10 protein-coding genes and 1 pseudogene are annotated in these 12,079 nt (G+C 58.9%); 3 read left to right on the plus strand and 8 right to left on the minus strand.

Going from position 1 to position 12,079, the window contains the following annotated elements; all coding sequences use genetic code 11:
* Positions 1–364: 364 nt before the first annotated feature.
* From BVL55_RS09255 to BVL55_RS09265, 3 genes are all read left to right on the plus strand, one after another.
* Positions 365–1,234, plus strand: coding sequence for a bile acid:sodium symporter family protein (locus tag BVL55_RS09255; RefSeq protein WP_075996651.1), 870 nt, complete (start codon positions 365–367; stop codon positions 1,232–1,234).
* 114 nt (positions 1,235–1,348) lie between these two features.
* Positions 1,349–2,128: a cytochrome c biogenesis CcdA family protein gene (locus BVL55_RS09260; RefSeq protein WP_075996652.1), complete on the plus strand. Its 780-nt coding sequence runs from the start codon at positions 1,349–1,351 to the stop codon at positions 2,126–2,128.
* 108 nt (positions 2,129–2,236) lie between these two features.
* Positions 2,237–3,067, plus strand: coding sequence for a ferredoxin--NADP reductase (locus BVL55_RS09265; protein ID WP_075996653.1), 831 nt, complete (start codon positions 2,237–2,239; stop codon positions 3,065–3,067).
* 16 nt (positions 3,068–3,083) lie between these two features.
* Here BVL55_RS09265 and BVL55_RS09270 read toward each other — a convergent pair whose 3' ends face one another.
* From BVL55_RS09270 to BVL55_RS09305, 8 genes and pseudogenes are all read right to left on the minus strand, one after another.
* Positions 3,084–3,758 carry a DUF1194 domain-containing protein gene (locus tag BVL55_RS09270; protein ID WP_075996654.1) on the minus strand — a complete coding sequence of 225 codons (675 nt, stop codon included), beginning with the start codon at positions 3,756–3,758 and terminating at the stop codon, positions 3,084–3,086.
* 169 nt (positions 3,759–3,927) lie between these two features.
* Positions 3,928–4,266 carry an aspartate racemase/maleate isomerase family protein gene (locus BVL55_RS17050; protein ID WP_205410779.1) on the minus strand — a complete coding sequence of 113 codons (339 nt, stop codon included), beginning with the start codon at positions 4,264–4,266 and terminating at the stop codon, positions 3,928–3,930.
* Between the two features lie 361 nt (positions 4,267–4,627).
* Entirely contained in the window at positions 4,628–5,788 is a 1,161-nt protein-coding gene (locus BVL55_RS09280) for a M24 family metallopeptidase (RefSeq protein WP_075996655.1), read from the minus strand.
* Positions 5,781–6,848 (minus strand): pyridoxal-phosphate dependent enzyme, encoded by a 1,068-nt coding sequence (locus BVL55_RS09285; RefSeq protein ID WP_075998041.1) that lies wholly within the window; start codon positions 6,846–6,848, stop codon positions 5,781–5,783. The genes BVL55_RS09280 and BVL55_RS09285 overlap by 8 nt, the downstream gene beginning before the upstream one ends.
* Before the next feature lie 20 nt (positions 6,849–6,868).
* Positions 6,869–8,073: pseudogene (locus tag BVL55_RS09290) on the minus strand (M24 family metallopeptidase).
* 210 nt (positions 8,074–8,283) lie between these two features.
* Positions 8,284–9,105 (minus strand): ABC transporter permease, encoded by an 822-nt coding sequence (locus tag BVL55_RS09295; RefSeq protein ID WP_244530641.1) that lies wholly within the window; start codon positions 9,103–9,105, stop codon positions 8,284–8,286.
* Between the two features lie 368 nt (positions 9,106–9,473).
* On the minus strand, positions 9,474–10,745 hold the full coding sequence (locus BVL55_RS09300) for an ABC transporter permease (protein WP_075996657.1): 1,272 nt from the start codon (positions 10,743–10,745) through the stop codon (positions 9,474–9,476).
* 108 nt (positions 10,746–10,853) lie between these two features.
* The gene (locus BVL55_RS09305) at positions 10,854–11,999 is read right to left on the minus strand and encodes an extracellular solute-binding protein (RefSeq protein ID WP_075996658.1); all 1,146 of its coding nucleotides are present in this window, start codon (positions 11,997–11,999) and stop codon (positions 10,854–10,856) included.
* Between the last annotated feature and the right edge of the window lie 80 nt (positions 12,000–12,079).

Genomic DNA, 12,079 nt, shown 5'->3' on the forward strand with positions numbered 1-12,079 from the left:
TCCCCCAACCGACAAGAAAAGAAAAGAAGCGTAAGATATCTGACACTCAAGGGTGTCAGCAACGCTGTTTCAAGTTGTTTGGTAAATAGCAACGCGTGATCAGGGCTTGCTCACGGCATGTGCGCTTCCATGCATTTATCTGCATGAGTAAATGTAAATAGACTTGTTTACCAAGGGGTAAAAAAACAGGGGCCGCTGGCGATCCGGGCCTTCCACTGTGAAAACTTGTCTTGAATTGTACTTGGCGCTGTCCTACCCCTGCATGGGGACATTTTCACGGCGAAAAGACACTCAAGGATGAGAATGCCGGCCAGCAGCAATCGGGCCGGTCTTTCTACTTGGGACTCTACGGGAAGGAAAAGGCATGCTGCTACAGGTCATATTGCCGATTGGGCTGGCAGTCATCATGTTTTCATTGGGGTTGGGGCTGACAGTCGCAGACTTCCGCAATGTTGCCAAAACCCCGCGTGCCTTTGCTGCCTGTTTTCTTTCCCAGATCGTGCTGCTGCCGGTTGTCGCCCTTATCATCGTCATCATGTTCCGCCTTGAAGGCATGCTTGCCGTTGGCATGATGATCATTGCCTTCTGCCCTGGCGGAATTCCTTCCAACATGCTGACCCGGTTTGCCGGAGGAGATGTGGCGCTGTCGATCTCCCTTACGGCCATAAACAGCCTGATCGCGGTTGCCACCATCCCGTTTCTTGTGAAGCTTGCCATGTTGTATTTCATGGCCAGCGAGGCACAATCGGTCAGCGTGACGCGGCTTTCCTTCTCGGTCTTCGTGATCACCGTGTTGCCGGTCGCGCTGGGCATGATTGCCCGAAAAATGTTTCATCGCTTCATTAGCCGGTTGGAAGGTGTGTTCATTGCGCTGTCAACGGTGATTTTCTTCACCCTCGTCTCCATTGCCGTCATCGACAACTGGCAAATATTGCAGAACAATTTTCAGGTGCTCGGGCCGGCCATTATTCTGCTCATTGTTGTGATGTTGCTGCTGGGCGGGCTGATTGCATCAGCAATGAATGTGTCAAACAAAAAAACGCGAACCATCGCGATTGAAACCGCCATACAGAACGGCACCATGGGCGTCACCGTCAGCGGGCTGGTGCTGCTGTCCGATGGTGGCCTGACGCCCATAAGCCTTCCCTCCGCACTTTATGGCGTACTCCAGTATATCCTGTTGGTGCCTGCCGCCTTGTTCCTCATGCAGATGGCGCGCAACACCGGGCAATAGGCTCATACATTCGCCAAGATGTGACTGGTACATGCGCTGCAGGTCGGCTACATCCGGCAGCATCAGGATAATCCGTTGCCCGGACAGTCCCAAATCCATCCTGCAGGTTATTCCATGTCGCCTGAACTCCCCCTGTTGACCGCACTCCTGGCCGGCGCCATCTCCTTTTTGTCACCCTGTGTTCTGCCGCTGGTGCCACCCTATCTGGGCTATATGGCAGGCGTTTCCCTCGACACGCTGGCGGGCGGGAAAACCGGTCCGGCACCGGCAGGCGGCGCAACCGCCCTTGCCGATACAGCGATCAGCAAGACAGCCCAGCGCCGGGTGGTCATGCATGCAGCCATTTTCGTGCTCGGGTTTTCCCTGGTGTTTACAGCACTCGGTGCCGGTGCCTCGTCCATCGGCCAGTGGATCAGGGCCTGGCAGGACACGCTGGCCATCATCGCCGGCCTGGCGATCATCGTTATGGGGCTGCACTTTCTGGGGCTGTTCCGCATTTCCCTGCTGTACCGCGAAGCACGGTTCAATCCCCGGCAGGCAGGCCTTGCAGGCTCGTTCTTGATGGGGCTGGCTTTCGCCTTCGGCTGGACACCCTGCATCGGGCCGGTACTCGGCGTCATTCTCGCAATGGCCTCAAGCAGCAATTCCGTTGCCGAGGGAGCGGGCATGCTGGCGGTCTATTCTGCCGGCCTTGGCATACCCTTTCTGCTGGCCGCATTGTTCGTCGGGCCGTTCATGGGCTTTCTTGCCCGGTTCAAAAAACACCTGCATACCATGGAACAGGTTACCGGCGGCCTGCTCATCGTGACGGGTATCCTGTTCTTGACCGGTGGCATGCAGACAGCCTCCTTCTGGCTGCTGGAGACGTTTCCGGTACTCGGCACGATTGGCTGAGGGAAGTGTCAGTTCAATTGACCTATCTCAAGGGAAGCCTGTCCCCGTGCTGGTAGACAGCAGCCATTCCTTTGGCTAGGAGCCCATTAGACCAACCGCAGGAACACGATGACCGTACAGGAAAAACCCGCACAAAGCGCCGTCCCGGAAGGCGTTTACGACCTCAAGGTGACGGACATCCGCCATTATACGGACCGGCTTTTCTTCTTCCGTACCGAACGGCCTGCCGGTTTCCGTTTCCGCTCCGGTGAATTCGTGATGATCGGCCTGCCGCCGGAGGTGATGGGCGGCAAGACCATCTGGCGCGCCTATTCGATCGCCTCACCAGCCTGGGAAGAGCACATCGATTTTTACTCGATCAAGGTGCCGGACGGTCCGCTCACCTCAAGGCTGATGGACATCAAGACCGGCGATACGGTGTGGATGCGCAAGAAACCGACGGGCACCCTGGTGCACGATGCGCTGGTCGCCGGAAAGCGGCTGTTTCTGCTGTGCACCGGAACAGGCATTGCCCCCTTCGCCTCCATCATCCGCGACCCTGAAACCTATGAGAAATTCCAGAAGGTTTATCTGATCCATACCTGCCGCGATAATGCCGAACTGCAATACGGCTTCGACCTTGTGGACGAGATTGCCAGTCACGAAATCCTCGCAGAGATCGTCGGTGACAAGCTCGTCCACTGGGCAAGCTGCACCCGTGAGGAGGCACAGGCGGACAAAGGCGTCCATGCCGGCCGCATGACCGATCTGATGCGCTCCGGCGCGTTGTATGATGAACTGGGCATCGAGCCGCTCAATCCGGAGACCTGCAGGGTCATGATCTGCGGTTCCATGGCGATGCTGAAGGACTGCGCCAACTTGTGCGAAGAAGCCGGCCTTGCCGAAGGCTCCAATTCAGCGCCCGGCCAATATGTCATCGAACGGGCATTCGTCGGCTGAGGGATCTCATCGGGTGTCAGTGAACGGTTACCGGACGCGCTTGACGCAAAGCGGAAATGGAGAGTTCTTTCAATAGCTTCTGGTAAATGGCGGATTCAAAGTCTTCAAAACCGTCGACCGCCAGCACAAAGGCATCCGGGCCGCCGATAACCCTGTCTCGATAGTAGGAAAACAAACCGCGGTCCCCGCCGCTGATGGCAAGCCCGTTGACGGTAACGCCCCGGGCGACCGCCCGGTTCCGCGCATGCACCGGATCAGGCCCCGAATTGCTGCGCGCATCCCCTGAAACATCGATTTTGCGGTTATTGGCCTCAAAGCCGTTCTCGTCGATCAGCTCACGGCAGTAATCGATCGCATCGCCGATTGCCGTTGACCGGCCGGTGCTGCTTCTGGGTACCCGTTCGATGGCATTGGCAAAAGCCAGCACGCTTTGCCGGCTTTGCAGGCGGCGCCAGGCAATTGCCTGCCGGTTGAGATGGCCCACGCTCCAGTGCACCATGGTTACAGCCATCCCCTTTGGCATGGCGCCGATCATTTCAAGGATAACCGGCTGGCGAAAGGCATTGGCGATGCCCCGCATCTGCAAGCGGTATTCCGGCTCATTGATGCTGATCGAAGTATCGGCTGCCAGAACCAGTTCCAGATCGACCTCATCGGCGGCTGCAACATTGGCGCCATAGATGATGCTCATTGCGGCTACAAACGCTGAAAGCAGCTTTCTCGACTTTGACCGAACCGCTGTCACTGGATGTGGATCCTCAACAGATTGTCCCCGTTCATTCGCATACCTGTTTGCACGATAGCACGTTGCAATCGAATGAATGTGGTTTCGGTTATCGGCTGCCGTCCCCCGCTCACGGTTACAGGGCAAGCACCCGCAAATGCTCGATCAGCACCGAATTGCTGGAAAAGGCTGGCTTGCCGGTTGCCTTTTCGATCCGCGGCAAGACATCCAGGGTCTTGAGGTTTGTGCAGGACAAGAAGACCGCCTCCGCTTCCCTCGCAGACGCCAGCTCCACCGCAGCATCAAACAGCGATTTTTCGTCAATGCGGGCAACCTTCGCCTCCTCCGCCTCGTTGAAGGAGCCGAAGACAGGCGTCGCAACGCCGCCATCGGCCAGCACACCGCGCAGTCTCGCGCTGACGCTTTCCACATAGGGGACAAAAATGCGATGCGGCCAATATTGCGGCTTTGGCACGCATGAAGCAGCGCCGTTAGCGGCTCTGTCACCACTTTGCAGCCGCACCCAGCGCTGATCAGTTCATGCACCTTTTGCGGCCCGATCACCGACGTTGCCGAGGTGCATCCATAGCCCACAGCGGCGAGCTTCAAGCCAACGGGAAACAGCGACGCGGTTTGCGCCAGACGGCCTTCCATCGCCGAAAGGGTTTGCGTCGTCACCTCAGTGTCGCTGGCAATGCGTGCGACCAGAATGTCGCATTCATCAACTGTGAAACTGCGGCGCAGATCGGTTTCGAGGGTCTCATCCGACTGCAGCACGATCATGCCGATAACCGGCTTTTCGGCACTCGGCGGAATGGGTGAATGGGAGAACGCCGTCATATGGCCAATACCCGGATTGCCGGCTCCTGCAGGGGCGACAACCAGCGCGCGCCATTTTCGGTTACGACGATGTTTTCCTCATGCACCAGCATGTTGCCATCCCGCGTTGCAATGCCCGGCTCAAGCGTCAGCACCATGCCGGGCACCAGTGCCGTTTCATCGGCAGGAATGAGCGATGGCCATTCCGTCAGTTGAATGCCAAGCCCGTGTCCCAGCCGGCCATTGTCCGTGCGCGCTTCACCGCCCGTCAGCACCTTGTCCATGGCGTGGAAAAGATCGGCTGCCGTGGCGCCCGGCCGCACCGCTGCAAACCCGCAATAGGTTGCCTCGATGAGCCGTTCATGGGCGCTGCGCACCAGCGGGTCCGGTTTGCCGATGGCGAAGTTGCGGTCATAATCGCAGAAATAGCCGTCCCAGGTAAGCCCGGTATCGAGCATCAGGCAATCGCCGGATGCAAGCGGTTCCTCGCTTGCCGGAGAAATTACATCGCTGTAGCCATACGGCCCTGCCCCGCCGGCAAGATAGCGCACCTGGTCCGCGCCCTCCTCAAGACAGAGCATCTGAAAACGCCGGAAAACGGAAGCCAGCGGGTCTCCTGCACCGGCAACCTCTCCAACACGGTCGAAGGCGCGCCCGGCAATTGCACAGGCATTGGCGATTTTGGCGATTTCGGCTTCAGACTTCACCAGGCGCAACGCCCGCACAATGCCCCTGTCGCCTGTGATTGTAACCGCACCACACTCCCGTTTGAGCCGCTCAAAATCGGCAACCGGCATGCGAAGATGGCTCTCGTGTCCATCGGGAATGCCGATCCGCCCGCTGCCGATCGCCTCTTTCAGCGTGTCGGCAAGCAGGCTGACGCCATCGTCCGCCAGGTCGGGCGATGCCCAGGTGCGGATATCAGTGATCCAGGTCTTTTTCATCAGCGCCGCGCCGATTCCGGGAATGACGGCAACCGGAGCGCCTGCCTGCGGCAACAATACGAACCAGGGCCGCGTCGGACTTTCCCAGAAACCGGTCAGAAAACCGGTGAAGTAATAGACATCAGGATGGGTGGTCACCAGCAGGCCATCGAGCCCCTCGCGGGCCATTGCTGCCTGCGCATGGGCAAGACGGGCCTCAAACTCAGCCTGGGAAAACCCCCGCGCCTCAGTCATCGGCGCCCTCGCTGGCGATCAGCAGCACTTTGCTGTCCACACCCGTTCCCACCGCCTGGCGGATCGCCGGATCGAGCAGCGCCGCCAGGCCGGCGGCCCCCGATGGGGTGGTGGCAATGCCTTCCGCCATCAGCCGTGCGGTGGCCTTTCGGGCAGCTTCATCGCCCACCGTCACGAAAAAATCGGCATCCCGCGCCAGACCCTTGAGCGCGATCAGCGAAGCTTCCTTGCAGTCAAGCCTGCCCATGTTGGAAACGGGGCCACTGGCAGCGGTGAACCGGCCGGCCTTGATACTGGCCAGCAATGCCGGTGCTGCCTCCGGCTCTACGACCGTGATGACGGGCGCCTCGCCCCACACCTTGCGGGCATGGGCAGCCACCGCTCCGGCAAGTCCGCCGACACCGGCCTGCAGGAAGACATGCGTTGGCGGGTTATCCATCTGCCGGGCGATTTCCTCAGCCATCACCAGATAGCCTTCCATCAACCTGTGCGGCAGGTCGAAGTAACCGGGCCAGGAACTGTCGGACAGCAGCGTCAGGCCTTCTGCCGATGCTGCTGCGCCGGCTGCCGCCATGCTTGCCTCGTAATCTGCGCCCTCGCGGCGCACTTCCGCCCCTTTTGCACGCAGCCGCCCGGCAAAGCTCTCCGGCACGGTTTGAGCAAGATAGATCACCGCCCTAGCCCCGAAGATGTGTGCTCCGGCGGCAACCGACATGCCGTGATTGCCCGCGCTGGCGGTAACGAATGCCCGGTCTGAAAGTGCTTCCTGCCAGTTGTCTCCCTGGCGCGCCTTCTCCGCTTCGCAGGCAATGACATAGGCCGCGCCCAGCGCCTTGAAACTGCCAAGGCCCATGCGGCCGCTTTCATCCTTGATCGCAACGTCTGCGACGCCACAATCGCGGGCAAGGGCAGCACTGGCGCGTAGCGGTGTCTCGCCATGCGCCGGGCATTTTGAAAGCAGGGCCATCGGCGCCTGCGCATCGGTGCTGGGAAAGGGAACCTCGTCAGCAATGTCAAAAGGAGCAGCCTGCGCCCTGAATGGATTGGCAACGATGTCCATGGCTCCCTCCCCCGTATTTCTCATGCCTTCAGGATCATTTGCCCGGGCCCATACGGGAAACTGGTGATGTTTTCCGCACCGTCCCCGGTCACGATGAAAATGTCGTGTTCGCGATATCCGCCCGCCCCCGGCACCCCTTCCGGTATCATGATCATCGGCTCCATGGAGACGACCATGCCCGGCTCAAGCACGGTGTCCACGTCCTCGCGCAGTTCAACGCCCGCCTCCCGGCCATAATAGTGTGACAGCACACCAAAGGAGTGGCCATAGCCGAAGGAGCGGTATTTCAGCAGGTCCCACGAGCGGTAAAGATCGTTGAGTTCATGGGCGATGTCTGAACACCTGGCCCCGGCTTGATCAGATCACTGCCAACCCGCATCACCTCGCAGTTCTTCTCCCACAAGCCAAGATGGGCATCGGACACCTCCTCGCAGAACATCGTGCGCTCAATCGCGGTGTAGTATCCGAAAATCATCGGAAAGCAGTTGAGCGAAAGAATGTCCCCGCGCGCGACCTTTTTGTTGGTCACCGGATTGTGCGCCCCGTCGGTCATGATCCCCGACTGAAACCAGGTCCAGGTGTCCATCAACTCGACAAAGGGAAAGCTCGCGCCGATTTCACGGATCATCGCATTGGTGGCCGCAATCGCCACTTCATATTCGCGAACGCCCTCGTGCACCGCTTCCATGCAGGCCCGTGCACCCACATTGGCCACCCGCGCCCCCTCGCGGATGAGCTTCTGCTCTTCCTCGGACTTGAGCGTGCGCATCCACATGGAGGGCTGTGCCACGTCGATGAATTCCACCTGCGGAAAGGCTTCTCCCAGCAGTTTGCGGAAATCGAGCGATACATGATCGAACTCGATGCCGATGCGTTTGACGCCCGGCTTCAACAGGGAGGCAATCGCGGTGTAGAAATTGTCGCGCCGCCAGTCGGAATAGGTGATGTTGTCGCCATGGCTGCGCCGCCAGGGCTGGCCGCCATCAATGCCGGCGGTAATCGTCGTCGCATTGTCCTGATCGATCAGGAAACCGTATTTGCGGCCGAAATAGCAATACAGGAAACCGGAATAATAGCAGATGCCGTGATAGGAGGTGAAAAGCGCTGCATCGACATCGTGCTTTGCCATCCACTGGCGGATGTCCGATTGGCGGCGGTCCATTTCGCCCGCGCTGAACGGTGACCATTCCTTTTCGCCATTGTGCCATTTGACGACGTGCAGCATGTCGCCGACACGGTCTGCCGGCGCTTCTGAAACAATATGGTTCATGGGATCATCTCATCCATGGCCTGATGGCGGCCGGCACAATTGCCGGCCACGTTGGCCGAGATGGCACAAAAGCTAGCGGTATTTTGGCCGTTTGCTGCGACCGGTTGTGACATTTCGCGCCGCAAACAGAACAGGCTTTCACCCAGTTCTGCCCGGCACAAATCGTCAGCTTGGCGCCAGACCGCGCAGCCGTTCAGAGCGCCGCCGCAGCATTTCCAGTACCGTCAGCAGCACGATGGAAATCGCCACCATGATGGTCGCCACTGCCAGAATGGTCGGTGATATCTGTTCGCGCAGGCCGGTAAACATCTGCCAGGGCAGCGTTTTTTGCGCCGCAGACCCCAGGAACAGCACCACCACCACCTCATCGAAGGATGTGATGAAGGCAAACAGCGCGCCCGAGACAACGCCGGGCACGATCAGCGGCATCTGAACCTTGAAGAAGGTCGTCACCGGATTGGCGCCAAGATTGGCCGCAGCCCGCGTCAGGGAACGGTCGAAGCCGACCAGTGTCGCGGTCACCGTAATGATGACGAAGGGCGTTCCAAGGGCCGCATGGGCCAGCACCACACCCCAATAGGTTCCCTGCAGTCCGATGCGCGAGTAAAAGAAGTACATGCCGGCAGCCGAAATGATCAGCGGCACGATCATCGGGGAGATCAGCACCGCCATGATCGCCCGCCTGAACGGCACATGGGACTGCGACAGGCCGATGGCTGCAAGCGTGCCGAAGGCGGTTGCCAGAATGGTTGCAGCCGGTGCGATCATGAAGGAATTGCGCAGGGCGTTCTGCCAGTCGGAATTGGTGAAGAAGTCCTCGTAGTGCTTCGTCGAATAGCCTTCAGGCTGCAGCGCCAGCATTTGCTTGGTGAAGGTAAAGAAATCCTCCGCGTTGAAGGAAAGCGGAATGATGGTCAGGATCGGCGCAATCAGGAAAAAGAAGATGAAACCGCAAATCCCGATGCGGAAGAAATGGTGCCACAACACCTGCTTGCTGCTGGCATAGAGCGGCAGTCCCGCACGGTACTGGCCTGTCGAAAGCCAATAGGTTGCATAGCCGACGACGGCGCCGATCAGCGCACCGGCCACAAGCCCGCCAAGACCACCCAGAAACAGGCCAACAGCGGCGATCAGAGCTGCGGCGGCAAGAATGCCTGTAGTACGGTTTGGAACGGAGTTCGCCAGCACATAGGCCATTACCGCCGCAATAACAGCGCCGGCAACAAGACCGAGCGTGCCGTTGTTCAGGGAAAGCCCCCACAGGAAGCCGAAGACCGCGCCAAGAGCGGCGATCATCGGTACGGTAAACCCGGTCAGGCTGGGGCGGAAATTCAGAACGGCTGCAGGCATGGCGCTTACCCCAGTTTGACGTTGTCGATGCCGACGATGCGGTCATATACCCAGTAGAGTGCCAGCACGAGCACCAGCAGAATGGTCCCCAGTGCTGCGGCAAGACCCCAGTTGAGCGATGAAGAGATGTGATAGGCGATCCGGTTGGAGATGAAGACACCCGATGTGCCGCCAACCAGTTCCGGCGTGATGTAGTAGCCAATGGCCAGAATGAACACCAGGATCGATCCGGCACCGATGCCGGGAATGGTGTTCGGAAAATAGATTTTCCAGAAAGTCGTCCAGTCGGTTGCACCCATGGACTTTGCTGCTCGCACATAGGTCGGCGAGATCGTTTTCATCACCGAATACAGCGGCAGAATCATGAACGGAAGCAGAATGTGGGTCATGGCGATGATCGTACCGGTCATGTTGTTGATCATCACCAGCCGCCCCGCATTGTCGATCAATCCGATCCACACCAGCACATCATTGATGACGCCCTGTTGCTGCAGCAGCACTTTCCAGGCGGAGGTGCGCACCAGCAGCGAGGTCCAGAACGGCAACAGCACGAGGATCATCAGCATGTTGGAGGTTCTGACCGGCAGGTTGGCCAGCAGATAGGCAATCGGATAGCCAAGCAGGATGCAGGACACGGTGATCACAAGACTGAGAAAGATCGTGCGCGCAAACAGCAGAACATAGATGCGCTCGTTTTCCGGCTTGCGCTGGATACCATCCACACCCCGTTCGGCATCGACGGAAGCCAGGAAATAGCTGTCGGTGATGGCCGGAGACAATCGCTTGATCGTCGTCCAGATTTCCACCTTGCCCCAGTCCTCGTCTATTTCAAGGAACTGCTCCTTGTAATTGCCTTCCTCCATCTGCTTGATGCGGCGGCCCGATTTCCGAAACAGGCTCGAAACGCCGGGTTGGCTATAGTTGAGACGGCTGCCGAGCTTGGTGTGCTCACGGGCAGCAACGGCAACCTTGAGGTCTTCATACAGCGCCGCAAAAACTTCCTCGCCCGGCGCCGCGCCGGAATCGGGATCCCAATCGCGCAATTCCACCACTGTCCTGGGCAGCGTATCGGCGACGATCTTGTTTTCCACCGAGCGGAACAGCATGTCGGCAATCGGCAGGATAAAGGAAATCAGGATGAAAATGAGAAGCGGTGCAATCAGCAGCAGCGCCCGTATTTTCTCACGGCGCAGAGCTCTTGCCAGGCTAACCTTGAGCGGTTGGCCATCATGGGTGGTGAGAACCGAATTCGTTCCCTGTGCCGCTGCCTCAGCCATGTGTCTCCCCCTCATGAATCATGAATTGTCCCTCCGGGCTTCTTGTGGCCCTTGATGCGGACTGAACCGGGGCAGGCTGCCCCGGTTCAGCGATCGTGTCAGCTCAGCTTACTGAGCCAGCCAGGCCTGGAACTTCTCGTTGATATCGTCACGATTGTCCGCCCAGAACTCGTAGTTGTACAGGAACGTGTTCTTGGCGTTTTCCGGGTCAGTCGGCATATGCGGTGCCATGTCGATGCCCAGATCCGCATGCTGGCCAACCAGCGGTGCGGAGGACGCACGAGCCGGGCCGTACGAAATGTACTTGGCCTGATCGGCAAGGCGCTGGGTATCGGTAGCGAACTTGATGTAGTGCATGGCACGCTTCTTGCGCTCTTCCGATAGGCCAGCCGGAATGATCCAGCCGTCAAGGTCGAACACCTGCGCGTCCCACAGCATGGCAACCGGCTGCTTCTGCTCCTCGATCACCGAGAACAGACGGCCGTTATAGGTCGAACCGATCACCACTTCACCGTCAGCCAGAAGCTGCGGGGTTTCGGCACCGGCAGACCACCACACGACGTTGTCCTTGATGGTGGCAAGCTTGTCGAGTGCCTTCTGAACGCCTTCCGGAGTACCCAGAACGTCGTAGACTTCATCCTTGGCAACTCCGTCACAGAGCAGCGCCCACTCCAGGTTGTTGATCGGACGCTTTTCAAGCGAACGCTTGCCCGGGAAGCCTTCCAGGTCAAAGATGTCACAGATATCGTCCGGCACCTTGCCGTTCCATTCGGCAACATCGGTGCGGTAACCGAATGTGGTCGAATAAACGATCTGTGGAATGAAGCACTCGGAAACCAGCATGTCACCGAAGTCTTCCGACGCCTTTGTGCCGTCCGGCGCATCGGCAAGATCGGTATCGGGGTTGATTGGCTCGGCAAGGCCTTCGTCGCAAAGACGGATGGCATCTGCCGCAACCACGTCAACCACGTCCCAGGTCACATTGTTGGCTTCCTTCATGGCGCGCAGCTTTGCAACTGCCTCGGCCGAGGACTCATCGTTGATGATCTTGACGCCCGTCGCTTCCGAATAGGGCTCGTGATAAGCCTTCAGCTGCGACTTCGAGTAGGCGCCGCCCCATGACACGATGGTCATTTCGTCGGCACACCCCTCACAGGGTGCCATGCCGTGGCTCGCCGAATTGACCGCGACAGTAGCACCGCCAAGCATCACGCCGGCAGCTGCGGTCGACATCAGGATTGTCTTGAGTTTCATATATATCTCTCCCTTGGGTTACAGACCGGCCTTGTCGGCCAGCCATTACAATACGCCTGTCCGGCGCAATCGGCTTCGGT

Origin of the sequence: Salaquimonas pukyongi, from assembly GCF_001953055.1 — a bacterium.
GTDB classification, from domain to species: domain Bacteria; phylum Pseudomonadota; class Alphaproteobacteria; order Rhizobiales; family Rhizobiaceae; genus Salaquimonas; species Salaquimonas pukyongi.

What these genes read in the sequence shown, in the direction of transcription:
- BVL55_RS09255 (WP_075996651.1), top strand. Translation starts at nt 365, where the DNA reads ATGCTGCTACAGGTCATATTGCCGATTGGGCTGGCAGTCATCATGTTT.
- BVL55_RS09260 (WP_075996652.1), top strand. Translation starts at nt 1,349, where the DNA reads ATGTCGCCTGAACTCCCCCTGTTGACCGCACTCCTGGCCGGCGCCATC.
- BVL55_RS09265 (WP_075996653.1), top strand. Translation starts at nt 2,237, where the DNA reads ATGACCGTACAGGAAAAACCCGCACAAAGCGCCGTCCCGGAAGGCGTT.
- BVL55_RS09270 (WP_075996654.1), bottom strand. Translation starts at nt 3,758, where the DNA reads ATGAGCATCATCTATGGCGCCAATGTTGCAGCCGCCGATGAGGTCGAT.
- BVL55_RS09280 (WP_075996655.1), bottom strand. Translation starts at nt 5,788, where the DNA reads ATGACTGAGGCGCGGGGGTTTTCCCAGGCTGAGTTTGAGGCCCGTCTT.
- BVL55_RS09285 (WP_075998041.1), bottom strand. Translation starts at nt 6,848, where the DNA reads ATGGACATCGTTGCCAATCCATTCAGGGCGCAGGCTGCTCCTTTTGAC.
- BVL55_RS09300 (WP_075996657.1), bottom strand. Translation starts at nt 10,745, where the DNA reads ATGGCTGAGGCAGCGGCACAGGGAACGAATTCGGTTCTCACCACCCAT.
- BVL55_RS09305 (WP_075996658.1), bottom strand. Translation starts at nt 11,999, where the DNA reads ATGAAACTCAAGACAATCCTGATGTCGACCGCAGCTGCCGGCGTGATG.